The sequence below is a fragment of the Desulfosarcina widdelii genome, from assembly GCF_009688965.1.
Classification (GTDB): Bacteria; Desulfobacterota; Desulfobacteria; order Desulfobacterales; family Desulfosarcinaceae; genus Desulfosarcina; species Desulfosarcina widdelii.
In genome coordinates this window covers 185,049-211,792 of sequence record NZ_AP021875.1, presented here as the reverse complement: position 1 = coordinate 211,792, position 26,744 = coordinate 185,049, and the positions used below count along the sequence as shown (strand labels likewise).

23 protein-coding genes are annotated in these 26,744 nt (G+C 57.1%); 3 read left to right on the top strand and 20 right to left on the bottom strand.

What is annotated here, in order from left to right; translation table 11 throughout:
- Window positions 1–48: 48 nt before the first annotated feature.
- The 9 genes from GN111_RS01025 to ileS form a co-directional block, all read right to left on the bottom strand.
- The gene (locus GN111_RS01025) at window positions 49–765 is read right to left on the bottom strand and encodes an ABC transporter ATP-binding protein (RefSeq protein WP_155301969.1); all 717 of its coding nucleotides are present in this window, start codon (window positions 763–765) and stop codon (window positions 49–51) included.
- Window positions 765–1,538, bottom strand: coding sequence for an ABC transporter ATP-binding protein (locus GN111_RS01020; protein WP_155301968.1), 774 nt, complete (start codon window positions 1,536–1,538; stop codon window positions 765–767). Before GN111_RS01020 ends, GN111_RS01025 begins: the two co-directional genes overlap by 1 nt.
- Before the next feature lies 1 nt (window position 1,539).
- Window positions 1,540–2,880, bottom strand: coding sequence for a branched-chain amino acid ABC transporter permease (locus GN111_RS01015; protein ID WP_155301967.1), 1,341 nt, complete (start codon window positions 2,878–2,880; stop codon window positions 1,540–1,542).
- A gap of 89 nt (window positions 2,881–2,969) precedes the next feature.
- The gene (locus GN111_RS01010) at window positions 2,970–3,935 is read right to left on the bottom strand and encodes a branched-chain amino acid ABC transporter permease (RefSeq protein ID WP_155301966.1); all 966 of its coding nucleotides are present in this window, start codon (window positions 3,933–3,935) and stop codon (window positions 2,970–2,972) included.
- Window positions 3,936–4,049: 114 nt separating this feature from the next.
- Window positions 4,050–5,222, bottom strand: a complete 1,173-nt coding sequence (locus GN111_RS01005; RefSeq protein ID WP_155301965.1) for an ABC transporter substrate-binding protein — start codon at window positions 5,220–5,222, stop codon at window positions 4,050–4,052.
- 129 nt (window positions 5,223–5,351) lie between these two features.
- Window positions 5,352–5,561, bottom strand: coding sequence for a hypothetical protein (locus GN111_RS01000; RefSeq protein WP_155301964.1), 210 nt, complete (start codon window positions 5,559–5,561; stop codon window positions 5,352–5,354).
- Window positions 5,548–6,993 (bottom strand): DNA polymerase III subunit delta, encoded by a 1,446-nt coding sequence (gene holA, locus GN111_RS00995; RefSeq protein WP_155301963.1) that lies wholly within the window; start codon window positions 6,991–6,993, stop codon window positions 5,548–5,550. Before holA ends, GN111_RS01000 begins: the two co-directional genes overlap by 14 nt.
- Window positions 6,994–7,225: 232 nt before the next feature.
- Window positions 7,226–7,780: a signal peptidase II gene (gene lspA / locus GN111_RS00990; RefSeq protein ID WP_155301962.1), complete on the bottom strand. Its 555-nt coding sequence runs from the start codon at window positions 7,778–7,780 to the stop codon at window positions 7,226–7,228.
- 10 nt (window positions 7,781–7,790) lie between these two features.
- Window positions 7,791–10,604, bottom strand: coding sequence for an isoleucine--tRNA ligase (gene ileS, locus GN111_RS00985; RefSeq protein WP_155301961.1), 2,814 nt, complete (start codon window positions 10,602–10,604; stop codon window positions 7,791–7,793).
- Window positions 10,605–10,874: 270 nt separating this feature from the next.
- On the opposite strand from ileS, the gene carB reads away from it, so the two are divergent.
- On the top strand, window positions 10,875–14,075 hold the full coding sequence (carB, locus tag GN111_RS00980; protein WP_155301960.1) for a carbamoyl-phosphate synthase large subunit: 3,201 nt from the start codon (window positions 10,875–10,877) through the stop codon (window positions 14,073–14,075).
- An 87-nt stretch (window positions 14,076–14,162) separates the two neighbouring features.
- Here the strand turns inward: carB and rsmG are convergent, their stop codons facing one another.
- A complete protein-coding gene (gene rsmG / locus GN111_RS00975) occupies window positions 14,163–14,852 on the bottom strand; it encodes a 16S rRNA (guanine(527)-N(7))-methyltransferase RsmG (RefSeq protein ID WP_155301959.1) in 690 nt (229 codons plus the stop codon).
- A 291-nt stretch (window positions 14,853–15,143) separates the two neighbouring features.
- Here rsmG and GN111_RS00970 point away from each other — a divergent pair, with 291 nt between their 5' ends.
- Both GN111_RS00970 and hisA read left to right on the top strand, forming a co-directional pair.
- Window positions 15,144–17,627 carry a sensor domain-containing protein gene (locus GN111_RS00970; RefSeq protein WP_155301958.1) on the top strand — a complete coding sequence of 828 codons (2,484 nt, stop codon included), beginning with the start codon at window positions 15,144–15,146 and terminating at the stop codon, window positions 17,625–17,627.
- A 100-nt stretch (window positions 17,628–17,727) separates the two neighbouring features.
- The gene (hisA, locus tag GN111_RS00965; RefSeq protein WP_155301957.1) at window positions 17,728–18,492 is read left to right on the top strand and encodes a phosphoribosylformimino-5-aminoimidazole carboxamide ribotide isomerase; all 765 of its coding nucleotides are present in this window, start codon (window positions 17,728–17,730) and stop codon (window positions 18,490–18,492) included.
- A 45-nt stretch (window positions 18,493–18,537) separates the two neighbouring features.
- Here hisA and GN111_RS00960 read toward each other — a convergent pair whose 3' ends face one another.
- From GN111_RS00960 to GN111_RS00915, 10 genes are all read right to left on the bottom strand, one after another.
- Window positions 18,538–19,011, bottom strand: a complete 474-nt coding sequence (locus GN111_RS00960; protein WP_155301956.1) for a hypothetical protein — start codon at window positions 19,009–19,011, stop codon at window positions 18,538–18,540.
- Between the two features lie 726 nt (window positions 19,012–19,737).
- On the bottom strand, window positions 19,738–20,355 hold the full coding sequence (locus GN111_RS00955; protein ID WP_231715773.1) for a tyrosine-type recombinase/integrase: 618 nt from the start codon (window positions 20,353–20,355) through the stop codon (window positions 19,738–19,740).
- Between the two features lie 14 nt (window positions 20,356–20,369).
- On the bottom strand, window positions 20,370–20,951 hold the full coding sequence (locus GN111_RS00950) for a helix-turn-helix domain-containing protein (RefSeq protein ID WP_155301954.1): 582 nt from the start codon (window positions 20,949–20,951) through the stop codon (window positions 20,370–20,372).
- A gap of 24 nt (window positions 20,952–20,975) precedes the next feature.
- The gene (locus tag GN111_RS00945) at window positions 20,976–21,467 is read right to left on the bottom strand and encodes a hypothetical protein (RefSeq protein WP_155301953.1); all 492 of its coding nucleotides are present in this window, start codon (window positions 21,465–21,467) and stop codon (window positions 20,976–20,978) included.
- 1 nt (window position 21,468) lies between these two features.
- Window positions 21,469–22,221 carry a hypothetical protein gene (locus GN111_RS00940; protein ID WP_155301952.1) on the bottom strand — a complete coding sequence of 251 codons (753 nt, stop codon included), beginning with the start codon at window positions 22,219–22,221 and terminating at the stop codon, window positions 21,469–21,471.
- A 293-nt stretch (window positions 22,222–22,514) separates the two neighbouring features.
- Window positions 22,515–22,925 carry a hypothetical protein gene (locus GN111_RS00935; protein ID WP_155301951.1) on the bottom strand — a complete coding sequence of 137 codons (411 nt, stop codon included), beginning with the start codon at window positions 22,923–22,925 and terminating at the stop codon, window positions 22,515–22,517.
- Between the two features lie 120 nt (window positions 22,926–23,045).
- Window positions 23,046–23,201, bottom strand: a complete 156-nt coding sequence (locus GN111_RS00930) for a hypothetical protein (RefSeq protein WP_155301950.1) — start codon at window positions 23,199–23,201, stop codon at window positions 23,046–23,048.
- The gene (locus tag GN111_RS00925) at window positions 23,194–23,652 is read right to left on the bottom strand and encodes a hypothetical protein (protein ID WP_155301949.1); all 459 of its coding nucleotides are present in this window, start codon (window positions 23,650–23,652) and stop codon (window positions 23,194–23,196) included. Before GN111_RS00925 ends, GN111_RS00930 begins: the two co-directional genes overlap by 8 nt.
- A gap of 9 nt (window positions 23,653–23,661) precedes the next feature.
- Entirely contained in the window at window positions 23,662–25,023 is a 1,362-nt protein-coding gene (locus GN111_RS00920; RefSeq protein WP_155301948.1) for a DEAD/DEAH box helicase, read from the bottom strand.
- A 299-nt stretch (window positions 25,024–25,322) separates the two neighbouring features.
- On the bottom strand, window positions 25,323–26,732 hold the full coding sequence (locus GN111_RS00915; protein ID WP_155301947.1) for an AAA family ATPase: 1,410 nt from the start codon (window positions 26,730–26,732) through the stop codon (window positions 25,323–25,325).
- Window positions 26,733–26,744: the final 12 nt, after the last annotated feature.

The following is a 26,744-nucleotide window of genomic DNA, read 5'->3' as shown; positions in this document are numbered from 1 at the left end:
CAGCTTTCAGCCCATATCTTCGAGCCTTCAGCTTCGACCTCTGAGCTTTCAACCACCCAAATAAGCCTTCTTCACTTCCGGATCATTGATCAGGGTCTGCGAATCGCCTTCCAGCACAAGGTTGCCGGTTTCAAGCACATAGCCTTTCTGGGAAAACTTCAACGCCAGGCGGGCATTTTGCTCCACCAGCAAAATGGCGGTGCCCTCCTGCTTGTTGATCTCCTTTAAGGCCTGGAACACGTTCATCATCAACAGCGGCGAAAGTCCCATGGAAGGCTCGTCCAGCAGCATCAACCGACGGCCGCTCATGAAAGCACGTCCGATGGCCAGCATCTGCTGCTCGCCGCCGCTCATGGTGCCCGAAGCCTGGGCTTTGCGCTCCTCTAGGCGCGGAAAAATTTCGAATACCCGTCGGATGTCTTTTTTCACATTGTCGCGATCCTTGCGGGCGAAGGTGGCCAACTGCAAATTCTCCATGACGGACAGGTTGCCGAAAAGACGCCGGCCTTCGGGAACGTGAGTGACGCCCAGTTGGCTGACGACCTTGTCGGCGGGAAACTGGAGCAGGTCCTTGCCCATGCAGGTCATGGTCGTTCCCGTTTCCACCGGCACCATGCGCGAAATGGCCCGTAAAGTGGTGCTCTTGCCGGCACCGTTGGCACCGATAATGGTGACGATCTCGCCGGCATCGATGGTGAAGCTGATGCCGTGCAAGGCCTTGATGTTTCCATATGAGACCCGGAGGTTTTCCACGTTGAGCAGCATCAGAATTCCACCTCCTGTTCGCCGATGTAAGCTTCGATCACCTTGGGATGGTTCTGGACCTCGTTGGGCGTTCCTTCGACCAGAACCTGACCGAACACCAACGCCTGTACGTGCTGGCAGAGTTCATGGACCACTTTCAAACGGTGCTCGATGAGAAAGATCGCCAGGTTGAAGCGCTCATGGGCCTGGCGGACCACCTCGATCATGGCCATCATTTCGTCCGGGGTCATGCCCACCGTAGGTTCGTCCAGCAAAAGCACCTTGGGCTGGATCACCATGGCCCGGGCCATTTCCACCCGGCGCTGGGCGCCGTAAGGCAGGTTGACCACCAACTGGTCGGCGAACTGGTCCACGGCAAACATCTTCAGGACCTCCATGGCCAGATCGGTCGCCTCACGCTCTTCGCGGCGGCGTCTGGGGGTGTCCAGAAAGGCTCCCAGAAGGCCGTAGGAAAGCTTGGAATAGCGGGCCATCTTGATGTGATCCAGCACCGTCATGTGGCGCCAGAGCTTCATCTCCTGAAACGTTCTGGCCAGGCCCATGGCGGCGGTCTCGTTGGGTTTTTTGCCCACCAGTTCCTCTCCGTCGAAACGGACCGATCCTCGGGTGGGCCGGTAAATGCCGGTAATCAGATTGAAGATGGTGGTCTTGCCGGCGCCGTTGGGGCCGATCAGACCGGTAATCTGGCCCGGATCGAGGCTGAGGTTGTATTCGGAGACAGCCTGAAGACCGCCGAAATTGTGGCTCATGTCGGTTACGTGCAGCAGCGGCATATCAATCCACCTCCTTGGGCCCGAACACCTGCCGGACATCGAACTCCTTGAAGGCGATCAGACCGGTGGGCCGGTAAATCATCACGAGGATCAACAGCAACGGGATGACGATCCACTTGAGAATCTCCAAGGGCCGCAGGGCCTCTCCCAGAAGGCTGATGGACACGGCCCCCACAATGGAGCCATAGACCGAGTTCAATCCGCCGAAGTAGACCATGGCCAAAACCTCGGCCAGTTTCTGGACGCTGAACATGGCCGGGTTGATGTAGCGCAGCACATGGGCCAAAAGGCCGCCGGCCACCCCGGCCCAGAAGGCGCCGAAAAGAAACGCCGACATCTTAGTCTTGCGGGTGTTCACGGTCATGGCCTCGGCCGCGGTTTCGTCGTCGCGCACCGCATTGAGGGCCTTGCCCATGGTGGAGGTGACGAAGTTGTTGATCGTCCAGACCCCGAAGGCCACGGTGATAAAAATCACCGGCAGGGTAGCCCAGTCCGGTTGGCCGGCGATGCCGCGCGACCCGCCCAGCGCCTGCACGTTTTCGAAAAAGCTCTTGACGATGAATAGAAACGCCAGACTGATAATGGCCAGGTAGTCTCCCCGGGTTTTAAACGATGGAATGGCGACGATCAGGGCAGCCAGCGAGGCCATGGCGCCGCCGAACACCAGTGCCAGCGGGAAAGATAAATAGGCCGCGGAAAAGGTGAAGACCGCCTCGCCCAGCACCTTGTCACTGGTGAACAGTCCTACGGTGAACAGGCTGGACATGTACGCTCCGACAGCCATGAAGCCGGGATGGGAACAGGAAAATTCCCCCATGTATCCATTGATAATGTTGAGGCTCAGGGTGAAGAGCACGGCAATCAGGGTCAGCTTGAGGGTAATCAGCCGATAGTCGCTCACGCCGGCCCAGATGTGCAGCACGGCGTACATCAGACCCAACTGAACCAGGGCCGTTACGATCAGAGGAAACCCATGAAGAAAGCGGGCCAAAACATTGGCGGGCTTTGCTGTCGCCCGGGCGACCACGGCCAACGGAATCAGGTAAATGACGAACAGGTAGATCAACGCCGTGGGAATGTGCACCAGCGTTGCCCAGTTAAAGGCCTCCCCCTTGATCGCCAGGTTGACCACCCCGGCCAGTACTTTGAAGATGGTGAGAAGACCGAAAAGCACCGGCATTTTGGGCAGTCCCAGAATCGACGTCAGCCCATCGCCTACCAGTAATTCCCAGAGGGCGCAGGCCAAAAAGCCAATCAGATATGCCAGCAGCGGCACCGGTTTGAAAAACAGGCCCAGGCGGTATTTCAGGCCGTTTTGTTGCGGTGCGAGTGTTTCTTCCATGGATTACGCGTTCCTTGTCAACGTTTTTAGCCGATAGTTAATCGCTGATAGCCTTTAGCAATCAGCTATGAGTAACGAGCTATCAGCTATTATAGTCTCAATTTCGCACTGTACGCCTGTCCAAACAGACCGTGGGGTCTGAAAATAAGAATCACCAGAACGATGGAATAGGCAATCAGATCACGCAGATTGGAGCCAATGTTCAAGGAGAACAACCGGTTTATGATCATGATGGCCGGCACGGTCATGATTTCGATAAATCCCAGCATGAAACCGGCGATGCATGCCCCCATGATGGAGCCGCGCCCGCCGAGAATGGCTGCCACGAACGCCTTCCAGCCGAAACTGACCCCCATGTAAGGGTCCAGCACCGGATAGGCCAGACCGAACAGGATGCCGGCCGCGGCGGCCAGCGCCGATCCGATGGCAAAGGTCATGGCGGCGATGGTATTCATGGGGACCCCCACCAGCGGGACCACCACGTAGTCATAGGCCATGGCCCGCATGGCCATACCCCACTTGGTGCGGGTGATCAACTGATGCAGGGCCAGCATCAGCCCTATGGACACCAGCACGATCATGATCTTTTTATTGGTTACGTATACGCCGCCGACGTTGTAAGTTACCGATTCGATCAGCTGGGGAAATTTGAGGCGCTGTCCGCCGAGGAACAGGATATTGCCGGTTTCCAGAATGATGCCGATCATCAGGCCGGTGATGGCGGCCGAGGCCCGCGGCGCCTCCCGCAGCGGTCGGTAGCCCACCCGCTCGACGATGATCCCCACGAAGGCGGTCAGAAACATGGAGATCAATATGGTCAGCACCAGCAGCAGCCATCCGGGCAGGATAGCGGCCGCGCCGCTGCCGAACAGAGAGAGCAGCCCCAAAGACACGCCCAGACCGATGTAGGCACCCACCATGAAGATGTCCCCGTGGGCGAAATTGAACAGCATGAGGATGCTGTAGACCATGGAGTAACCCAGCGCGATCAGGGCGTAAAAACTGCCCCACTGCAACGCGTTGATCAGGTTCTGCATGAGAAAGTTGAAGGTCATGGACAACGGCTCCCGTCAAAAGGAAAGGGAGACAGGCAAGCCTGTCCCCTTTTCAAGTTAGCCGTCCGCCGACAAACGGCGACGGACGGCAGGTAACGCTGCTTGTTCAACAGGCTATTTCGGGCAAACGGACTTGTGGAAGGCGAACTGCCCATCCTGGTTGATCTGGACCACGACCGCACATTTTTTGGGATCGCCGTCCGGGGTGAAGGTCATTCCACCGGTGATTCCAGGAAAATTCTTGATGGCGGCCAGGGCATCCTTGACCTTGGTACGATCAGCCTTGATGTCGCCGGAAAGTCCACCGGTGTCCTTGATGGCCTGAATCATCAGCCCCAGCGAGTCCCAGGTCAGGGCGGCTACGTCGTCGGGGGTCTTGCCGTAAGTAGCGGAGTATTCGTCGATGAAGGCCTTGGTTTCGCCTTTGGCGCCTGCGGCGGCGTAATGGGTCGAGAAGTAGTAGCCCTTGCAGTCATCGCCGCACAGCCCCATCAGATCGCCGCTGCCCCAGGAGTCGGAGCCGAGGATCGGTTTGTTCCAGCCCATCTCCTTGGCGGCGCGGACGATCAGGGGAACTTCACTGTAATACTGGGGAGTGAAAAGTACATCGGCGCCGGACATCATGATGTTGGTCATCTGGGCGGAGAAATCCTTGTCGCCGGTGGTGAAGCTTTCGAAGGCCACAACGGAGCCGGGTCCGTGGATCTTCTCGAAGGCTTCCTTGAAGAACTCGGCCAGTCCCTTGGGATAGTCGGCGGCGATGTCATACAGCACGGCAGCTTTTTTGGCGCCCAATTCATCGGTAGCAAAGTTGGCGGCCACCGGTCCCTGGAAAGGATCCAGAAAGCATCCCCGGAAGACATAGGGCCTGTCGAGGGTGGTGTTGGGGTTGGTGGACCAGGGGCTGATCATGGGGGTGGCAAAGTTATTGGCCACCTCGCCGGCCGGCACGGCCTGACTGGAAGACTGCGGGCCGATGATACCCAACACGCCCTCTTCGGTAATCAGCTTCGTGCTGACCTTGACCGCCGACTCGGCTTTGTATTCGTTGTCGTCATAAATGAATTTCAGGGCATAGGATTTGCCACCGACGGTGACATTCGGATTTTTTTTCAGATACATCTGGGCGGCGTTCTTGGATGAGGCCCCCACGTCGGGGTTGTCGCCCGTCAGCGGAATGTTGAATCCGATCTTGATGGTATCCGCGGCATCGGCATCTGCTGCCGTTAACGCGAAAACCATGAACACAGATAGAAAAAACACCAAACCAACTGAAAATTTACGCATATCGCTCCTCCTTTAACTGCCGATTGGGTGGGTGGGTCAGGGGAAAAACCCCCGAAGTGGTTGGCAAGCCTAATTATCATGGCAACCGTTGTTTTTCAACGCCATTTTATCCGGACCGATCTTCGGCCTTCAACGTCGTCGCACATCAGCCACCATCTCTTTTAAGATGGAAAGCACATTGCCACCGCGCTCCCGGGCGATGCGATGGGCATCGTCCACCAGTTCGCGGGCGTGTCGCTGCAAAACGGTGGGATCGGGCAGCGGCTGTCCGGCCTTTTCATAGCGCCAGGCCAGCAGTCGCAGGGCCAGTTTGACCTGTTGTTCTTTAATGAATCCCATTTCTGCACAATCCGATCAGCAAGGCCTCCAGCAGCAACCGCGAGTCCTGACCGGTGGATTTCATGCGCAAATCGGTTTTACTCAGGCTATCCACGGCCGAGGTCAACTCCTCCAAAGAAAAGTTGTCCGCTTTTTTCAGTGTCTGAAAAACGGGAAATGGACTCTTCGGATTTCGGGCCAGCACCAGATCGCTGGACGGCTTTTTTTTGCGTTTGGCCGGCTTGCTGCCGGGATCGGCCAGCGCGTTCCAGTTTTCCATGAGGTCGGCAAAGGAGTCATCGGCAGCCTGAACGTCCACGAAAAGACCGCTTTTAAACTGGGGGAAGGACATCCGTGTCGACCAGCGGCGGCTTTTGTCTTTGAAGATGAAGTCCTTGACCAGCAGCAGGCGCCGTACCTGGTTGGCCACGGCTGCCAGCAGCTGCAGCGGGTGCATGCCGTCATCCAGCAGGCTCTGCATGAGAAGAAGGGCATTGGGCAGATCGCGGTCAGCCACCGCGTTGGTAAACGCGAAAATGGGGTCCTTGCGCGTTCGCTGCAAAACGGCCGTCACATCTTCATCCCGAATCGTCTTGCGGTCGCCGACAAAGCCAATCAGTTTCTCCAGGTTGCCGGACAGGGTACGAAGATCGAAGCCGGTCCAGTCGATCAGCCTCCGGCGCGCAGCCGCGGATATGGTCTTGCCCACCTTTGCAAGGGCTTCGTCCACCGCTGCCTGCATCACCGCCTCACGGGCCATGCGGTCGGTCCGGGTCTCACCCTTGGGCACGCTGCAATTCACCGCCAGGCCCTCTTGCTCAATCGTTTTGAAAAGGGCCTTGCGGCGGTCAATCACGTCCGCGGTGATCAGCAACCGATGCCCTTCCGGAAAGCCCTTTTCCATGGCCGCCTGGAGCAGGTCGGCATCGTCGCGCTTTTCCGGAACAGCCAACCCTTTGTCCCGGCAGTAGGTCAAAAGTTCATCGAACCACGCCGGCGCGCCGCCGTCTGCGTCCTCGACGATCTTCCGTCTGTGAGTCGGGGTGCGCAAATCCTCGAAATCCAGGCCATCTATCGCCATCAGGTTGAGAAAAGGCCGTGCGGCTTTCTTCACGTTACCGGCTTCGGCGGCCTGAGTCATCTTCTCGCGCAGCGCCGTTCTGGCATTGGCCGTGTAAAACAGGCGGGCATCGCGCAACACCACCAGCTTGGCACTGGAAAGCAGGGCGTAGGTATTAAGGCTGGCCAGTACGCTGCCAATGGAATCCTCGCCGCCGTCAAAGACCTCCACACCCGTGGCCCGGTCCGATGGGGGCACCAGTTTGTCCATCACCGCATCGTAGGCCTTTTTGCAAAGCAACTCCTCACCGTAGATCAGGGTAACCGATGGCCAGTCCTCGACGGCTGTCCGTTCCACATGATCGACGACGGCGTTGTATTCGATGATCGGCATGGGTCCGATGTCCGATGTCAGAGGTCGGAAGTCAGATTCAAGAACGGCGGCAAGGCAATTCCATCAGGGGATCCTTGCGCTCCAAAAAGCAATGCAGCCGGCTCAACAACGTTTCAGTTCGGCCAAGATCAAGGCGGACGATCATTTCAACCGCAGACAACCACGAAGGTTTTCGAGGATTGAAATGTGAGTCCAACGCCGATACTGGTCGAAATGGAGCGTTGTTGCTTTATTATTCCGGCATTTTACCCAGAAGAACATGCCCGATAAAAATGGTAATACCCACGGTAATGGCACTGTCCGCCACATTGAAGGCCGGCCAGTGATAGGCGCCAACGTAAAAATCCAGAAAGTCGACCACCACGCCAAATCGCAGCCGATCGATGATGTTGCCCACCGCCCCGCCGAAAATCAGGGCCAGCGCCGTTGCCAGGAGAGGATAGTTCCGGGGGGTGCTGCGGTAGAAATAGATAATCAGCACCATGGCGACGGTGGCCACACCGAGAAAAAGCAGGTTGCGAAGGCCCGGACTGCCGGCGGCCATAAACCCGAAGGCGCCGCCGGGGTTGTGGATATGGGTCAGGTTGAAAAAGCCGGGAATGATTGCGATGCTGCGATGCAGTGGCATGTTGGCCATCACCAGCCATTTGGTGAGCTGGTCCAGCACCACCACCAGACCGGAAATCCCGGCAAAGGGCCCGGCGCCCAGCGAGGGCACACGTCCTTTCGGGTCGGCTTTCTGCCGGGGATCGTCGAATTCGGCGGTTTCGGGGCGGTCGGCTTTCATGGCAATACGATCAGTCGGCCGCCGCTGGAACGTCCATCCGGGCCAGGGCGCCGGCGCAGCGGTTGCAGATGGTGGGATGGCCGTCAATGGTTCCCACACTGTCGTCATAGACCCAGCAGCGCTGGCATTTTTCGCCGCCGGCCGGCTCCACCTTCACCCACACGCCTTCGGTTTCCTGTCCGGCATAGGCGCCGGGAATCTCCCCTTTCGTCATGTTCGCCCGCGATACGATCAAAATAGCACGCAGATCGTCTTCAAAATCCGCCATGACACCGGCCAGTTCGTCGGACAGACCCACAGTCACCGCCGAATCCAGCGAATGGCCGATGACTTTGTCGGCCCGTGCCTTTTCCAGGGCCCGGGTCACCTCGGCGCGCACCCGGATCAGCGTTTCCCATTTGCTGGCCAGGGATTCGTCTTTCAACGCCGGGTCCGGATCGGGGAATGCCGCCAGGTGGATGCTGTCGGCCTTGTCCTTCACCGCCGGCATGTGCTCCCAGATCTCTTCGGCTGTAAACGGCATGATGGGGGCCATGATGCGGGCCATGGCATCCAGGATCCGGTACATGGCGGTCTGGGCGCTGCGCCGCTCTACGGAAGCCGGCGGACTGGTGTAAAGCCGGTCCTTGAGAATATCCAGATAAAACGAAGATAGATCGACGGTGCAATAGTTGTACAGCCGATGATAGATCACGTGGAACTCGTAGGTGTCGTAGGCTTTCAGGGCCCGCTCCACCAGCAATTGAAGCTTGTGCAGGGCAAAGCGGTCAATTTCCAGCATCTTTTCCGGGGCAAGGCTGTCAGTCTCCGGAGAGAAGTCGTTGAGATTGCCTAGCAGAAACCGGCTGGTGTTGCGAATGCGGCGGTAGGCATCGCTGAGCTGTTTGAGAATACTGTCGGAAATTCTCACATCGTCCCGGTAGTCCGATGCCGAAACCCACATGCGAAGGATTTCGGCCCCGTATTTGTCGATCACCGTTTTGGGGGCCACCACATTGCCCAGGGACTTGGACATCTTCTTGCCGTCGGCATCCACCACGAAACCGTGGGTCAACACACTGCGATAAGGCGCCTGCCCCCGCAAGCCCACCGCCGTGAGCAGGGCGCTGTGAAACCAGCCCCGATGCTGATCGCTGCCCTCCAGGTAGAGGTCCGCCGGCCAATGCAGATAGTCCCGGTCTTCCAGGACGGCCGCGTGGCTGACTCCGGAATCGAACCAGACGTCCAGGATGTCCGTTTCCTTGGTGAAAGAAGGGCTGCCGCAGTTGCTGCACACGGCCCCATCTGGCAGCAGTTCGGCGGCCTCTTTTTCAAACCAAACGTCGGCCCCATGGGCGGCGAATTCTTCGAAAATGCGGTTCATGGCGGCTTCGTCCATGTGGACGGTATCGCATTTTTCGCAGATGAACACCGTGATGGGCACTCCCCAGGCCCGCTGGCGCGAAACGCACCAGTCCGGCCGGTTTTCGATCATGCCGTAAATGCGCTCACGCCCCCAGTGGGGAATCCATTTGACCCGATCGATCTCTTCCAGGGATTTTTTCCGCAGCCCGGTCTTCTCCATGGAAATGAACCACTGGGGCGTGGCCCGGAAGATCACCGGTTTTTTACAGCGCCAGCAATGGGGATAGCTGTGGCCGATCTCCTCTTTGGCCAGCAGAACCCCCTTTTCTTCCAGGAGCCGGTTGATGTTTTCGTTGGCCTTGAAAACGAACTGCCCGGCGAATTGCCCCACATCTTCGGTGAAAACGCCGTTGTCGTTCACTGGGGAATAGGCGTCCAGCCCGTACTGCAGGCCGACGTCATAGTCTTCGCGACCGTGGCCGGGGGCAGTGTGAACGCAGCCGGTGCCCGCTTCCAGGGTCACATGATCGCCAAGAATAATCAGCGAATCGCGATTATAGAAGGGGTGGCTGCAACGCCGGTTTTCCAGGTCGCGGGCCGCAAGATCGGCGATGATGCGGTAATCGGCAATGCCGAAGGTCTGCATGCAGGCGTCCACCAGTTCCCGGGCCAGAATGAACACCTGTCCGTCGCCGGTCTCGACGGCCGCGTATTCGAAATCGGGGTGCAGGGCGATGGCCAGGTTGGCCGGCAGAGTCCACGGGGTGGTGGTCCAGATCACCACCGATACCTGCTTTCCGTCCAAAGGGGCGGCGATGTCCGCCGGATCGTCTTTCAGGGCGAATTTGACGTAAACCGAAGGCGAGGTTTCGTCATGGTATTCGATTTCGGCTTCGGCCAGGGCGGTCTTGCAGCTGCAGCACCAGTGAATGGGCTTTTTGCTGAGAAACAGGCTCCCGTTCAGGGCGAATTTGCAGCACTCCCTGGCGATGGTCGCTTCATAGCGGTAGTTCATCGTCAGGTAGGGGTTGTCCCATTCACCCATCACGCCAAGGCGCTTGAACTCGTCACGCTGAATATCGATGAATTTTTCCGCGTAGGCCCGGCATTTGCGCCGCACCTGGGCCTGGGTCATCTCCTTTTTCTTGCTGCCCAGTTCCTTGTCCACATTGTGCTCTATGGGCAGGCCGTGGCAGTCCCATCCCGGTACGTAGGCGGCATCGAAACCGGCCATCTGCCGGGAACGAACGATGATGTCCTTGAGGATCTTGTTCATCGCCGTACCAATATGGATATGGCCGTTGGCATAGGGCGGGCCGTCGTGCAGCGTAAATGCGGGCTTTCCTTCGGATGCCTTGCGAATCTGTGCGTACAGTCCCATGGAATCCCATCGGTTGAGCTGCTCGGGTTCCCGGCCGGCCAGGTTGGCCTTCATCGGAAAACCGGTCTTGGGGAGATTCAAGGTCTTCTTGTAATCCATCGATGCCTCCGTATCGGTATTTTCATGATAAACAGAGATTTCTACTTTGAAAGCCGATTCATGTCAAGGAATAGAAACGGCGGCCCATCGATATTGCCGCTTGAAAACCGGCGCTTTTTGGTTCAATATTAAGTTTTTCGTTTTGTCATGGTTCTACAAAACAGCGCGCCCGAAATGACGGCCATCCGGCCCCCCTGAGGCCCACCGCCGTCAGGAAAGGTCAACGCGTTTTCGTCGTTTTAAAACGCCGTCAATCTTTGAGGAGTGAAAATGCCTACCCCGCCCTTGCAAAAAGTACTCATCATCGGATGTGGTCCGGTCAAAATCGGACAGACAGGCGCCTTTGACGACGCGGCCTGCCGTGCCTGCCGTATTCTTAGAGATGCCGGGGTCGAAACGGTGATGGTGCACTGCGATCCGTCGGCCCTGGCCACGGACATGGAAACCGCCGATCGCACCTACATGGTGCCTTTGACCGTGCAGTCCCTCAAGGAGGTCCTCTTGCGGGAACGCCCCGACGGCCTGCTGCCCACCGTTGGCGGTCCGACGGCCATGGGGTTGGCCAAAGCGTTGGTCGACTCCGGCCTGCTGGAAAAAAAGAGCATTCGCCTGTTGGGGACCACACCGGAAACCCTGGCGATGATGGGCGACCCTTCGGCGCTATTTGATTGCGCCGGCCAGCTCGGTCTGCCCACCCCGGACGGCCGCTGTGTAACCCGCATGGCCGCCGCTGCAGCGGCGGCCGAAGCTATCGGATATCCGGTATTCGTGCGCGCAGCGCCGCTTGCCGACCGGCAGCGTCAGGGCATCGTATACAACGTCGAGGAACTGCGCCAACTGGTATCCGCAGGACGCCTGCCTTCGGAAGAAATCGAACCGCTGCGCATCGAAGAGGTGCTGTCCGACCATCGAGAAGTGGAAGTGGAACTGCTGCGCGACGCGGACAATCGTATGCAGCCGGTTGCCATTGCAGAAAACATGGAGCCGGTTGGCATTCACAGCGGCGATTCAATGGCCGCTATCCCACCGTTGACCCTCGATACAGCCACCTGCCGGCAGATCTTTGATACGGCCTGCAAAGTGGCCGAACGCATGGGCGCCGCCGGAATCCTTCACGTGAAATTCGCCGTCGCTCCGGGCGGCCGTCCGGTGCGCGTACTGTCCGTCAATCCCTGGTTTTCCCGGATGAGCGCCTTTTGCGCCAGGTCCTTCGGCGTCGATCTGGCCGCGGTCCACGCCCGATTGTGTATGGGCGCTGGCTTAGACGATATTCTGGGAGACGATGCGCCGGAAAAAGAACCTGCAGGGATTGCGTCCATCATGAATGGAAAAATCGTGGCCGTTCGTCTGCCGCGCTGGGAATTCGAACGTTTCGGAGGGGAAATCGAAGCCCTGAACGCCCGCATGAAGTCAACGGGCGAGGTTATGGGGATAGGAAGCAGCCTCCTGGAAGCCCTGTTGAAGGCCGAACGCTGCCGAATGCCGTACCACCACCTGTTGGGAATGCGGCCGGAATGGACGTCGATCCCCCTCGACGACCTGATGCAGCGGTTGGTTCCCCCCTCACCGGATTGCCTGGCCATCCTCCACGAGGCCCTGAAAAAAGGAGCCCGGCCAGGAGACCTGAGCACTTCCACCGGCATTGACATAAAATGGTTCCGTGAACTGGCCGTCCTGGCGAGCCTGGAGATCCAACTGGCTAACCCGGAGACCCAACCTCCTTCACCGAAACTGATCGGCAAGGCCGTTGAAGCCGGATTGAACGAAGCCGGTCTGGCCCGTCTGTTGAACATTTCCGGTGAGGCGGCCGCCGGATTGATCGAAGCGGCCGAAATCCAGGTCCTTCCCCGGGCTGCCGATGCGAACGGGCAGTCCCGGATATGGTTTACCACGTTGGCGGATAAAAAAGCTCCCCACAGTCCCATGGGCAAAAGCATACTCATTGCAGGACCGGGTGCCGGCCGCATCGGTCACGGCATCGAGTTAGATCACTGCTGCGCCCACGCCGCCCGGCGCCTGCAAAAAGCCGGTCGCCGGTCCATCCTGGTAAACAGCAACCCGGCCGTGGCTGGCGGTTTGGACGATGCCGACCGAACCTACGTAGCGCCCCTGACGGCCCCTGATCTCAAGGCGGTCTGCGGCCATGAAAAGCCCGATGGAATCATTCTCCAGTTCGGCGGCTATGCAGCCATGGACCAGGCGGAAAATCTGGAATCCGCCGGATTCACGGTACTGGGTACCGCCCGAGAGCAGGTGGCGCTGTCCCAGGATCGTCTGCGTTTTTCCGGCCTGCTCACCGAAATGGGCATCCCCCACCCCTCCATCGGCAAGGCCGCCAGCCCCGAAGCGGCCATGGATCTGGCCGAATCCATCGGCTTTCCCCTGGTGGTCAGCGTTCCGGCGGATCGGCATCGCAACCGGTACGCCGTCATCATGGATGCCGACATGCTAGAACAGGACCTGTTGGGAACTAACTTGTCGGAAGACGCCCCCATGCTGATCGAGCAGTTTCTGGAATACGCCATCGAGTTGGAGGCCGACGCACTGTGCGACGGAAAATCGGTTTACGTGCCGGCCGTCATGGAGCATATCGAACTGGCCGGCGTGCATTCGGGGGATTCTTCCCTGGTGACGCCCCCCTACAGCACACCGCCGCGCCATATTGAAACCATCAACGCCTACATCCGCAAAATCGCCCTGAAGCTCGATGTCAAAGGACTGCTCAATGCCCGCTTTGCCGTATACAACGACACGGTCTATCTATTGGCTGCCCGTCCCTGGGCCTGCCGGACCCTGCCGATGGTTTCCAAAATCTGCGATATACCCATGGCCCGGCGGGCGGTGGATATCATGCTGGGCAGGTCGCTGGACGAAATGGATCTACCCCGGCGCCTGCTGCCCTACTGCGCCATTCGTTCGTCGGTCTTCCCCTACGACGTCTTTCCACAGGCCGATCCCCTCTTGGGGCCCCAGATGCGCTCCACCGGCCAAGTGATGACGCTGGCCGAGGTCTTCGGCATGGCCTATTTCAGCTCCCAGCAAGCCGCCGGACCCTGCCTGCCCGGGAGGGGGAATCTGCTGGTCACGGTCACCGACGAAGACAAACCCAGCATCCTCGAACCCACCCGGCTGTTCAACGAGATGGGATTCGGCATTCTGGCCACCCGCGGCACCCATGCCTTTCTCCGGAAAAACGGGATACCCTCCCAACTGGTCAAGAAGATCGGTTTCGGCCGGCCCGACCTGGTGGACGCCATTAAAAGCGGCGAGGTCGCCCTGGTGGTCAATACGCCCAGCGGCCATCGAAGCCAATTGGACGATGCTTTGATCCGCAAGACCGCCATCCGCTACAACATCCCCAACATTACGACCCCGGCGGGCGCCATGGCCGCAGCCAAAGGCATCGCGGCCAGCAAGCAGGGGCTGGAAATGCTGTGCACGCTGCAATCATATGCCCGGACGCTGAGATAATGGAAGTCTGAGGTCGGAGGACAGATGTCGGATTTCTGCCTTCCGACCTTCCTCCTCCATCTTCCCTCATCCATCATCCGTCGTCCATCATCCCTCTTTCGTCATCGGTGTCAGCCTCACCGCCCGACGCTGCAAGTTCAAAAACGGCAATTGATAGCTGTTCACCTGGATGGTGAAAGATCGACCACCAAGACGAATCGTGCTTCCGCTTCCGGCGGCCTCGAGAGGATGATCGGTCTGGGGGCCTTTCAGGGCCAGCAAGCTGCCGCCGGGAGCCAGAAAATCCGCTGTGCGCTCGGCGAACGTTTCCAGCGAAGAAAATGCCCGGCAGACCACCATATCGAAGGCCCCGCGATACCGGGGCGATTCGCCGAGCGTTTCCAGCCGGCCGTGGACGGCCTCGATTCCCTCCAGACCGATGGTTCGGATGGCGTGTTTGAGAAAAGAGACTTTTTTGCGTACGCTGTCCACCAGCGTGATGGAAAGCTCAGGGTGCAGGATCTTCAGCGGGATTCCGGGAAATCCGCCGCCGGAACCGGCATCCAGAATGCGGACCCCTTCGCCGATCCATAGAACCGCGGCCAGGGAATCCACATAGTGTTTGACGGCCACCTCCATTGGATCGATAATGGCCGTCAGATTGGTGATCCGGTTCCATTCCAGCAGCAGCCGGGCGTGCGCGTTCATGGCCCGGACCTGGTCATCGGTCACCTCGATCGCCAGTGCCGCAGCGCCCTCGATCACAGTTCGCTGCCATTGTCCCGAATCGATTTTCATGAAGGGTTCCTTGATATCCCGATTCTAATTGTATCCTTCATCCACCCGTTGCCATACGATAATCTATGGTGGTGCATTTGCTTTTGCTGTCGTTGGATTGGTAGAAGATTGTTCTCACCTTGTCAACGCCCGCGGCCCTGCAAGCAAACCGGAGCAGCGATATCTCCTTGCCAAAATTGGCAATTTTGTGTAGAGGTCCTAGCTTAGGGAAACATCCTTTCCATTCGTTGGGATCTGACGGATAGAACGATAAGATTGAAGAACGCGCTCTCACGACCATTGGAATATGGAATGGCGAAATCTATCCAAACGGATTCAACCTTTACCCCCATGGATGCCGATATCGTCCGGGAACGGTATCGTGCCCTTTTCGAGCGGCATCCCGAAGCCGTCGTCGTCACCACCCAGGCGGGCCAAATTCTGGATTTCAATGCCGCGGCCCTGGACTTTTTCGATGTATCCCGGGACGAACTCCAGCAGGCCGATATTACTTCCTTCTACGCCAATCGATTGGACCGGGAGCGGTTGATCCGGCAGGCCGACGAAACCGGCCTGGTGCACGACGCTCCCGTTATTTTCCTGGATGCCCGCAACCGGCTGAAGCATACCATGGTCACCGCCATGCGCCTGGATGACCCCGAGGGACGGACGTACGGCTACCAGAGCGTTATTCGCGACGTGACCCGACAGCGCCTGGCCGAAAAAAAGCTTCAGGACCAGAAAAACTATGCCGACCAGTTGATCGATATCGCCCCGGAAGCCATTGCCATCGTCAATCTGGAAGACCGGGTCATTCGCGTCAATGAAGAGTTCTGCCGCCTTTTTCAGTACTCCGCAACGGATTGCATCGGCCGGCGGATGGACGCGTTGATCCTCCCGGAAAATCGGAAAGCGGAAAGCCTGTCCCTGTCGGCCCGCGCGGCCAGCGGCGAAACCTTCGAAGTGGAAAGCCGCAGACAGCGAAAAGACGGCAGCCTGGTGGATGTTTCGGTTCTGGCCAAACCTTTCGTGACGGAAGATGACGAGCCGGCCGTCTATGTGATTTACCGGGACATCACCCAGCGCATCGAGTCTCAGCAAGCGCTGGCAAAAAGCGAAGAACGCCACCGGACGGTTCTGGAGGCGGCACCGGATCCGGTTATCGTCAGAGATATGTCTGGAAGGGTGATCTACCTGAACCCCGCATTCACCCGTGTTTTCGGATGGACCCTGGAAGAATACCGCAACCGTACCATCGACTTCGTTCCCGAGGAAAACCAGTCCGAAACCGATGAATTCATGTCCCAGGTTAAAAAGGGGATTTCTTTTTCAGGCGTGGAGACGCGGCGCCATACCAAATCCGGTGAAGCGGTGGATGTTTCCATCAGCGGGGCCGTTTTCCTGGATGCCCTGGGCCGGCCCGAGGGGTTCGTCAACACCCTTCAGGACATCACCGAGCGCCGCAAAAAGGACGAAGAACTCAAGTATGTCGCCTACCACGACACGCTCACCGGCCTGCCCAACCGCAAATCCTTTTACATGTGCCTCGACGACCTGCTGCAGCACGCCGGCCGCCGGAATTCGGACCGCTCCTGGGCCCTGATGTTCCTGGATCTGGACAAGTTCAAGCAGGTCAATGACGCCTTGGGCCACGATACCGGGGACCAGCTCTTGCAAAGCGTGGCCGGCCGGTTGAAAGGTTGTCTGCGGGAAACGGACCACCTGTTCCGCCTGGGAGGAGACGAATTCACCGTGATTCTCACCAACCTCGGCCGGGATATCGACGTGGCCCGGGTCGCCCGCAAAATACTGAAATCAGTCACCCGCCCCTTTTTCATCGGCGGCCAGGAAATTTTTTCTTCCACCAGCATCGGAATCAGCGTATTTCCCAACGACGGATGGGACGTGGAAGGCCTGGTGAAAAATGCGGACATGGCCATGTACGCGGCCAAGGAGCAAGGCGGCGGCGACTATCGGTTCTTTACCGAGGAGATGAACCGCAAGGCGCTCTACCGCATGAAGATGGAAAGCAGCCTTCGCAAGGCCCTGGACCGCAACGAAATGCTGCTCTACTATCAGCCGCTGGTCAACGAATCCAATCGCATCGTGGGCATGGAAGCCCTGCTGCGCTGGAATCACCCGGAAATGGGTCTTATCCTGCCCAACGATTTTATCCGCATCACCGAAGAGACGGGCATCATCGTTCCTCTGGGACGCTGGGTGCTGCAAACGGCCTGCACCCAACTCAAACACTGGCACGACTTGGGGCACAGCGATCTTTTCGTCGCCGTCAACATTTCCGCCAGGCAGCTTCAGGAGGCCGACTTCGTCAAAACGGTGCTTGACATTCTCGACCAGACCGGACTGTCTCCTGAATGGCTCAAGCTGGAAGTCACCGAGAGCAGTGTGATCCGGAATCCGGAAGTGTGCATTGCCAAGATGAAAGCCCTGCGCACTAAGGGTGTGTCGTTCTCCATCGACGATTTCGGAACCGGTTATTCCTCATTGAGCTACCTGAAACGCTTTCCTATCGACACCCTGAAGATCGACCGCTCTTTTATCTGCGATGCCATGAACAACGAAGGGGACCGGGAGATCATCAAAACCATTATCGACATGGCCCGCAACCTGAATATCGAGGCTGTGGCCGAGGGCGTCGAAACCCAGGAGCAGATGGATTTTCTGGCCGGCTACGGCTGCAACAACATGCAAGGGTTTCTCTTCGCCCGACCCGTACCGGTGGGAGCCTTCAAGAATCTTCTGGACAAGCAAAACGGCGGCCCGGTATCCAAATAGAGCAAAGCTCTTTTTTTAAAAAAGGGGGCGGGCCGCCGAGGAAAACTCTCCCCTTTTCCGGCTTTTCTCATTAAAGACACACGAACCCCGGGAGCATCGCATGCGTTTTCGCCCCTGCATCGACCTTCACGACGGTGTAGTCAAACAAATTGTGGGCGCCACGTTGTCCGACGAGCCGGACGAAGGCCCGACGACCAACTTTCAAGCCGGGAAACCCTCCACATGGTTCGCCGATCTCTATCGCCGGGACGGGCTTACAGGGGGGCACGTCATCCAGTTAGGTCCGGGCAACGCCGAGGCGGCCCTCTCGGCTCTTTCCCAATGGCCGGGGGGGCTGCAGGTGGGCGGGGGAATCAACGCCGACAATGCTGCCGAGTGGCTGGATGCCGGTGCCAGCCATGTCATCGTCACCTCCTGGGTGTTCCACGACGGCAGGATCGATATGGCCCGGCTGGAAAAACTGATCCAACGCATCGGCAAGTCGCGTCTGGTGCTGGATTTGAGCTGCCGCCGGCGGGACGACGAATACCTGGTGGCCACCGACCGCTGGCAGACCTTTACGAAAGAGGCGGTCACCTATGCTTTCATGGAACGCCTCGCCGCTTACTGCGATGAGTTTCTCATTCATGCCGTGGACGTGGAAGGCCGCTGCGCCGGCATCGAAACCGAGCTGGTTGCCTACCTGGGACGCTGGCAGGGTTTGCCGATCACCTATGCCGGAGGCATTTCCAGTCAAAAAGACATCGATCAGATCGAATCATTGGGCAACGGCAAGATCGATTTTACCGTGGGCAGCGCTCTGGACATTTTCGGCGGCAGCGGACTGTGCTATGCAGACCTTGCCAGACGGTATGGCCAGAAATGAGTCGCTAAAATATGAGAAGTCCGGTTGGGAAACAGTGCGGGCCTGTCAAAAAAGGGAGCCGATATCGAATTGCGCCGAGACCTCTTCCTCTTCATCCCTTTCGGAAACGGGATGCGGGTCTTCCGCCGGTGAATCGTCATCCTCCAATTCATCGATGAGCTGTTGAATCACCTCCAGTTCGATGGCCTCTTCCGCTGTTTGTGTGCCAACAACAAATTCATCGGCCGGTGCGATGCGAAGACACTGTGGCGGTGCCGGGGGTTTGAGCTGGAAGGGTGCTTCGAGGGTGGTCATGTCCGATTCGTTGCCGTCGATGTCCACAGCGGTAATGCCGAGCATCACCGGCTCGTCGGACAGGCGCACGCACTCGGGGATGGGGATCTCGTTGACCTTGCCGACCGCTATAGATTCGCAATCGTAGCTAACCGTTGTTCCCTTGGCCCAGTACAGTTTGTAGCCAACAATGTCTTCCGTTTCCGAAGCCGCCCAGTACAACTTGCATTTCCGTAGCCTTGCCATGTCGCCGCTCCTCTACATCAGCAGGTTCCGTTTCTTGCCGCCAGAGATCGAATGCGGACCGGTGTAGTTCGTCGGATATCGGATGGGTTCAACCAGATGTAGTATGCAATTTTGATCTTGTCAACCACATGCAGTGCCATGGAGTCTTTATGAGCTAAAGTTCAATTAAAATTTGACTTTGCAGTGGGAGTCATATACAAACTCGCTACTCAATGGGTGGTAGAAATCACCTGCATCGGAAGTAATATGGATTCAAATCCGGCGCTTTGCTGGATCTGGATAATATATTTAAGAAAAGCCACGAAGGATAGTCCCTCCGTTTTGGAAGGAATTGACCGTCGTGGTTTTTTTGTTTTGGGAGAAATCTTTACAGGTAAGATTTTTCGGCAATAAAGCTAAAAAGGAGAAGGTATCAAGAAACGGATAAAAAATTTAATTATATTCAGCGCTGTCGCTCTGTTTGCAACCGCCTTAATGCCCTCCCAAGCTTTGTCCTGGGGCCGTGGACACTTCTATATTATTGGAACCGGTCCTGCCAGTCCCCGAATGGCGACCCTCCAGGCCCTGGACACAATTAAGACAGATACCAAAAGAACTCAAATCGAGTGAATCACCGCATGGGTGTAATGGAAGCAAAGAATTGTGACTGGTTTCAAAAGAAATTTGGAGGCGGCAACCAGATTCGAACTGGTGAATGGAGGTTTTGCAGACCATTATTGACTGGCCCTATCCTACCGCTTTCTTGATGTTTTTGATTTCCTCAATCTGGCCTGTTGTGGATTTTGATGGGACTTGATCCAAGGTTTTCACAACAGCCATTTTATGATCCGGCGCTGGGTGCTGATACCGCATCGCCGTTTTCGGTCTTTCATGCCCCATGATTTCCATGATGGTTTTAAGGTCGGCCCCGGCCATGCCAAGGCGGCTGCCGAATGTATGCCGCAGATCGTGAAACCGGAAACGGATCATTTCATCACCGTCATACTTAATCAACTTTGCCTCTTTGACGGCATACCAATAAGCGTTGGTCAACTGCGTCAGCTTTTTTCCCCTGGAAGTGCAAAATACATAATCGGAATCACTGACACCAAGCCGGCGCTTCAAAACGGCCATCAGGGTATCGTTGATGGGCACCTTACGGTTTTTATGGGTTTTGGTATCGGTCGCCAGCAGGTAACGGTCCTTGATTTTCACGTCAGCCTTTTTGAGGTTGAAAATCTCTGCCTGCCGCATGCCACTGTAAAGCGCCACAAGCACCAGGTCTTTGAGATACTTTTTTTTGCCTCGTTGCGGACTCTTAGCACACTGATCAAGAAGTCGTTGCTCCTGATCCGGTGACCGAATCCGCGAAAAGCAGGTCAGCTGTATCGCACAGCTGATCGAATAGCGCGCTTTTGGTTGAGTCGACGTATGATCTTGTTGCGAGCATCCGGGTCTACCTTTCCAATGGCATCGAGCACTTCATCTTGGAACTCCTGGACTGATTTCATGTCGTACAGCGTCGAGAATATTTCCAGCTGGAGCCGAAGCTGCTGCCGGATCTCGGCCATGGCCTTTAGCGCCAGATCACGGGGATCTTTGAACTTGAACTCCTTGATCTCTATCTCCTCGTCACCGATGCGGATCTTTTTTGATGTCCGTTGGGATTCGAGAATTTGGAGAGCAACGTCATCGCCACGCTGCCAGGCCATGCACAGATCGAGCAACTCGTTGGCGTTCTCGTTGATCTTCTGGAGCTGATCCACGGCGTCGAGTTTACGATCAACGACATCCTCGATCTTCTTTACGGCCGTGACCTTCGTGGTTTTGCCTCTCAGCTCACGAACGCGCTTATAAACAGCTTGCCGGGTGATACCGTGATCCCTGGCGATTTCAGCGTAGGTGTCACCAGCGTCAACCCTTCGTAGTAGCTCGGCAGTACTGAGTTTTCTCGTGGCCATGGTTTACATCGATGGTTTACGGGTTTACAGATCAAATCCAATCTGTTCCGGGTCCTCGCCATGGTCGAAATATCTGAATGGATACCCAGTCGGCAGCTTTGCCTTTGCGAGCTTCCGTTCACCCTCGAGCCATCGACGAAACAGCTTTTCGCGGGGCAAATCGGCGGGAACGGCACGCCCGTGATAATGCAAAATGTCTTCTCGAATCTGATCTGGACTTCTGGCGTCCCACTCGAAAAAAGTTGGCAGGCCTTCATGAGGATTCCGACAAAAAACGAACGGACCCACGGGCCGACCCTCCCTATTCGGCGGGCCGGAAACGGGCCGGATGGCTTCACCATCGATGATCAGCGGCACGACGGGCTTTTGCAGGGCATCCTTTGGGAGGGGGTCGCCGGGTTTGAGCAGCTGGCCCTGGATCACAAACCGGCCGGCATCGTTCGACTCGATCAACTTTGCGCTGACGACACATTCTTTCATCGCGTGCCATCGAAAAGGCTTTGATTTTTTGGACATATCAACCTCCCAGTAATGTGTTGCGTTTCAGTTTTGGTGCATTCTTGATCCCCTGGGGGCCTGTGAGCATCGTCCCCGAGCGCCCGATCCCCGCCATGCCCAGCACCGGTCTATCCGCGAGCGACTGCTTGACCGAGGCCGTCTCTTTACTGGCCATGGTGGTGCTCGTCGCCGGTTGGGGCGTACCCTGTGCACTACCGCCAACAGCGCCAGCAACGCTTTCTTTTCCGGCACTGGACTGAGAGCCACCGCTTCCGGCCTGCATAGTTGCTTCGGTCGATTCGGTGGACAGGCCGAGCGCCTTGGCCGCTTGGTGTTGTGCAAACGATTGCCGGGACTGACTGGTAATGAACCCCTCCGTGCTAATCAGGTTGCTTGCCAAGCTGGTAGCAACTGGCGGCAGGCCTATTTTTGTGGCCAGCTGGCCTACGACCGGCACGGCCGTTTTGCTTAGCGCAAAATCGGTAAGGAACGACATAGCTTTCGCCATGGTATCGCTGGCGGTAATATCGGACTCGCTGATATCTCCCCGGGCAACGAGTGCGGCCAGGTAGCTGTTTGCGAGATTGGACTTGTCAACGTCCGATACTTTTGACGCGGACATATAGCTTTGCGCCAGCGTTTCAGCGGTCAGGCTTTTTGCAAGGTTGGCGTCCTGCGTGACCGTAACCATTGCACTGATATCTGCGTCGGTCAGGGCTTCTCCTGCGGCCGCTTTTGCCGCTGCTTTGCTGGCCGCTTCGGCTGCAGCCAACCCGGCAACGTCAGCCTCTCCACCAGACGTGGTGCCGGCACCACCAGTTGCCCCGGGTGCGCCGACGGTGTCCTGTCCACCGTATGAACCCGGGTTGCCGATACCGAGCCCACCGAAACCGCCATCCCCGCCGGTACTGCCAGCCGGACCTCCGCCTGGAGCAGTCCCTCCGCCCATTCCGCCCGGGCTTCCTTCAGGGCCTCCGCCGGGACCGATCCCAGGAGCGTCACCGCCGCCATCTCCACCACCAGCCCCACCGCACATAGAAACCAAAATGATCTTTTGGCATGCTCTCATGATACACCTCCCTGTTCGAGTCCTTGTAGTGCATCAAGCAGCTCCTGGCGCTGATCCGAAAACAAACCGTTCAGCCTGTCGATGGTCCGCTCATGAAGCGCCCGGCGCTCGTTGTCGTCGCCCGATTTTTCGAGCTGGTGGAGCTGTCCATCCAGGTCGAGATATGTGCTGCGGGCGTTTCCGTAGGCCTTGAGCAGTCGATCTTCTGCCGCCGTCCGCTTGGCAAGCGCGTCAACCTTGGCGTATTCTTGATCGACTTTCCGGCTCAGCGACCGGCCGATGTTGCGCGCCAGGTGGTTGCGAAACCCCGACTGCTTGCGCGCATCGATGGCGGCGGCCACTTCTTGGGCGGTCCTGGCCGATGAGCGGCCGGTTAAAATAGATTCATCTGGTTTCGTTTCGAACATGATCTCAATCCTTCCATTTGAAGTTTGGGAGCACCCGGCGGATGACGGGCGCCGGGCGCTCCCGGCTATTGGCCTGAGCAACCGCTGCTCATTGGGTTTTATCGCCCAGACCAAAATCAATCATTTTGCACCGACCGCTTTGAGCATGTGCGGCCTCAATGACCCCTGCTCTTCCATGCCTTCTGTGAGCTCAAGCACCCGCTTGAGGTTCCGGTCGATGACGGCCAGGGCCTCGTTTATTTCATCGAGCTTTCTGAGAATCGGGTCATCACTCATTGGGCGCCTCCTGAAGTGTGGCCATGGCATATTCCAGCAACAGCTCGGCATCTGCCTCATTGTCGTCGAAAGGCACCCACCCGCGAGCACGGGCAGCCTCGATCATGGCCGGCTTATTGGCGTTGCCCTTGCCGGTGGCCCATCGCTTAAGCTCTCCTGTGTGGACGGCCATGAGTTCAATCCCGTGCTCTGCTGCGAAGGCCTGAACCGTCGAAACCAATCCGACGCAACAGGCAGTTGCAGCACCGCCGCGGTGGTGGGCCTGTTCATAGACAATGATGTCGATGCCACCAAGCAGCTGCAGCATGTCGTTGAGCCAGGCCCTGCAACGCAGGAACCTCATGCCCGGACTCTCACCGCGTTTGACATCGAAGGTCTGCACGCCTGATGTATGGCCGGCGCTGGTGGCCCATCCCGTTTTTGTTGCAAGGTCGAGTGCAAGGATTTTCATGGTTGCCTCCTATGCGGCCTCGTTTTGATAAACCCGCTGACGGGCTTTTGCCGCAGCTATAAGCGGGCCTACGTTTACATCGACGTAGTCAAAGACCTTGGGCGCAGCCTTCCCGGCATCTGGTCGCAACACCCGACCAACGTACTGCAGGAGTCGGCCGCTGAACCGGATCGGCGTGGCCAGGAACAACGTGCTTAGGTGCTTGCAGTCGAACCCCTCGCCGATGAGCTGACCTGTCGCCACCAAAACCTTTACATCGCCGCGGTTGATCATTTGAACGATCTCCTCGCGCTGCTTCGCCGGCACGTCTCCGGTGAGCACCGCGGCTTCAATGCCATGGTGCTTATCAAGGATCGATGCCAGTGATCGGCAATGCTCTTTTCGATCGGACAGTACCAGGGCTACTCCGTTGCCAATCTGACTGGCAACGTCAGCAGCGATAAGGCGATTGCGTTCATAGTCCGCTGTCAGCTCGCGCAGCATGGCCGAATATTCCGTTGATGGGTCGCAATAGGGAATGAAATTCGTTTCACGGGTGGTGACCTGGGCGCGCATGATATGGCCGGCATTCTGTAGCTCGGCTTTGTCAACCTGGTGGTGGACGTCGCCCAGATAATAAAAAATCAACTTGCTCAGCTTGTCACGGCGCCAGGGCGTAGCGGACAGGCCCAGCATGTACCGGCAGTCAAAAGCCGTGACGGCCTCGGTGAATGTCCTGCTGGGGGCTCTGTGGCACTCATCAACAAGTAGATGCCCTATGTACGGATAGACGTCTTGAGAGCACTTATAAAGGCTCTGCACGGTAGCGATGGTAATACGATTGCCGATGGTGCGTTTCCCGGCTCCGATGATGCCAATCTCCTCAGCGGGGATGTCAAGGAACTGCTCGGCGCGGTCGATCCACTGGTTCAACAGCTCCTTTGTGTGAACAACCACCAGGGCCGGCTGGCGGCGCTCAGCGATGAGGTACAAGGCCATGACGGTCTTGCCGCTACCGGTTGGAGCAGCCAGGGTAGAGAATCGACGCGGCAGAATGTCAGCAACAGCTCGCTCCTGGAATGGGCGCAGCGATCCCTGGAACTGGAAATCAACAGCGTCCAGTTCGCGGGTGTTGTCGATAAGGGATGGTGAGATTCCGTCCTTTTTGAGCATGGCCAGCAGTTGGCCTGTAAATCCGCGGGGCGCCAAAAGACAGCCGTCATCGTCGATGTCGTAGCACTTGAGCACTCTGGAAGTTTCCCCGTTCCAGCGGCCCATGCGGTCGTTTTCAAGCCATTTTGGGTTGACGAAAGTCAACCGTTCCTTGATTTGGGAAACCACCCGAGAAGGGGCACCGATCAAGTGGGTTGTGTTGCTTATTTCGGTCTGCATAATGTCACCTGTTAAGCGGTTGAGGTGGACGCCCCCGGCCGGCACCGGGGGCATCCGGTTTGCCGCTGGAATGGCCGAGCAGCGGCAAACTTGGATTTATTACACACCCTGCACACCTTGCACACTTCATAATAAGATCCTAAAAACAATGCATTTTCTTCAAAACACCCCTTGCACAGTTGTTGCACACTTAAGGCCACCCTTTGCACACTTCCCATTAAAACTGTGTAAAGTGTGCAAGGTGTGTAAACCATGCAAACTGTGCAAACTGTGAAAAGCCTCCAGAGAAAAAAAAACACTTAATCTCTCTCCTCTTGCAGGGTCGTTATAATGTATTGTCCGTATCCGATGGTTTTTACTATTCCTTGCTCACAGAAACGGTTGAGGTTGTACATGAGCGTTCTTCTCTTCAAACCGGTGGCCTTCATCAACTCCTTTGGTGACATGCTGCCGCCGTCGTCGCGTAAAGCATCTAAGATTGCCTGCTGGTTGTCTGTGTCCACGACCTCACAAGCCTCCCCTTTGTAATGCCAGGTAAAGGTTGGTTCGTGCCTTTCGATGATGATTTCTTTGTCATCAAGGCTCCTGCCGCGGGTTGACAACTTAAACCCGGTGCGATCACGCTCGATCACGATAAGATCATCAACGGTTCCCTGAACGCCAATACTGCCGCTTAGGGAATCAAACGGGTCTGCATATCGCGTTTTGGTCGTGTGGTGGATTAATAGGATGCATACACCGGCCTCCGTGGCGAGAGTGGCAATTGGTGTGATGCGGTCGACGTCTATTTCGTAGGCGTTTTTCTGGCGGTCGCGCTTGCCAGATAGGAATTTGTACATGGTGTCGATGATCACCAGGCGGGTATCGGGGTGTTTCTCAAGTGTGCCCCGCAACATCTCAATGCCACCTTCATCGGCTTTGGGGAAGTCGGTACGGTAAAAAAAGTTTGATGGCCAGGTGGTATTGTATTCCGGCAGCATCCTCTCAATGCGTCCCTTGAGGCGCCGTTCTGACTTATCGTCGAGCGATATGTAGAAGACGCTGCCTTTTTCAACATCGAAACAGCCCAGCGCCTTACCGCCAGTGGAAACGGATATGCCGATATTCGCGCAAAGGGTCGATTTGCCGATCTTAGGAGGTGCGCCGATAATGGTGGAACCTTCGGCCAAGATGCCCGGCACGATCCATTTGGGCTGAGGGAACTCTTTTCCCTGCAAGTCTGCCAAACATTCCCAATCACACTGAGCGCGATCGGCGGTCTGACTTTTGGCGACACCAGCGATGAGATCCTTTGCAAAAGCCAACGGGTCACCGTCACCGTTGCTTGACGTGGCCACCTGTATTATCCTGCTGCCAACCTCTGCCAGCTTCCGCTTGGTGGCAAGGCTTGCCAGTTTTTCACAACTGTATTTGACGCTGGTCGGGACTGGCGCTTCCATGGTGATTTTTTTGAGATAGGCAGCCCCCCCAACCTGCTTTGACTGACTATTTTCCCTCAAGGCCAGCGCAACGATGGTGATGTCATACGGATCGTTTTTGCTCTGGAGATCGTGGATCGTTTGGGCGATGATCTGGTGGCGGGTTTGATAAAAATCGTTGGGTGAAATGATTTGAAAAACAGTCTCGGCAGATTCTGGATCTAAGAGCATCCCAGACAGAACCGACTGTTCAAGGTCAGCGTCGTTAGGTAATTTTACATGTTCGGCCATTCACTTTTGCCA

Coding starts and splice junctions, on each gene's coding strand:
- rsmG (WP_155301959.1), bottom strand. CDS start 14,852: ATGAAAATCGATTCGGGACAATGGCAGCGAACTGTGATCGAGGGCGCT.
- holA (WP_155301963.1), bottom strand. CDS start 6,993: ATGCCGATCATCGAATACAACGCCGTCGTCGATCATGTGGAACGGACA.
- GN111_RS01005 (WP_155301965.1), bottom strand. CDS start 5,222: ATGCGTAAATTTTCAGTTGGTTTGGTGTTTTTTCTATCTGTGTTCATG.
- GN111_RS00970 (WP_155301958.1), top strand. CDS start 15,144: ATGGCGAAATCTATCCAAACGGATTCAACCTTTACCCCCATGGATGCC.
- GN111_RS01010 (WP_155301966.1), bottom strand. CDS start 3,935: ATGACCTTCAACTTTCTCATGCAGAACCTGATCAACGCGTTGCAGTGG.
- hisA (WP_155301957.1), top strand. CDS start 17,728: ATGCGTTTTCGCCCCTGCATCGACCTTCACGACGGTGTAGTCAAACAA.
- GN111_RS01000 (WP_155301964.1), bottom strand. CDS start 5,561: ATGGGATTCATTAAAGAACAACAGGTCAAACTGGCCCTGCGACTGCTG.
- GN111_RS00960 (WP_155301956.1), bottom strand. CDS start 19,011: ATGGCAAGGCTACGGAAATGCAAGTTGTACTGGGCGGCTTCGGAAACG.
- GN111_RS00950 (WP_155301954.1), bottom strand. CDS start 20,951: ATGGCCACGAGAAAACTCAGTACTGCCGAGCTACTACGAAGGGTTGAC.
- ileS (WP_155301961.1), bottom strand. CDS start 10,604: ATGGATTACAAGAAGACCTTGAATCTCCCCAAGACCGGTTTTCCGATG.
- carB (WP_155301960.1), top strand. CDS start 10,875: ATGCCTACCCCGCCCTTGCAAAAAGTACTCATCATCGGATGTGGTCCG.
- GN111_RS01025 (WP_155301969.1), bottom strand. CDS start 765: ATGCTGCTCAACGTGGAAAACCTCCGGGTCTCATATGGAAACATCAAG.
- GN111_RS00935 (WP_155301951.1), bottom strand. CDS start 22,925: ATGTTCGAAACGAAACCAGATGAATCTATTTTAACCGGCCGCTCATCG.
- GN111_RS00925 (WP_155301949.1), bottom strand. CDS start 23,652: ATGAAAATCCTTGCACTCGACCTTGCAACAAAAACGGGATGGGCCACC.
- GN111_RS00945 (WP_155301953.1), bottom strand. CDS start 21,467: ATGTCCAAAAAATCAAAGCCTTTTCGATGGCACGCGATGAAAGAATGT.
- GN111_RS00930 (WP_155301950.1), bottom strand. CDS start 23,201: ATGAGTGATGACCCGATTCTCAGAAAGCTCGATGAAATAAACGAGGCC.
- lspA (WP_155301962.1), bottom strand. CDS start 7,780: ATGAAAGCCGACCGCCCCGAAACCGCCGAATTCGACGATCCCCGGCAG.
- GN111_RS01015 (WP_155301967.1), bottom strand. CDS start 2,880: ATGGAAGAAACACTCGCACCGCAACAAAACGGCCTGAAATACCGCCTG.
- GN111_RS00920 (WP_155301948.1), bottom strand. CDS start 25,023: ATGCAGACCGAAATAAGCAACACAACCCACTTGATCGGTGCCCCTTCT.
- GN111_RS00915 (WP_155301947.1), bottom strand. CDS start 26,732: ATGGCCGAACATGTAAAATTACCTAACGACGCTGACCTTGAACAGTCG.
- GN111_RS01020 (WP_155301968.1), bottom strand. CDS start 1,538: ATGCCGCTGCTGCACGTAACCGACATGAGCCACAATTTCGGCGGTCTT.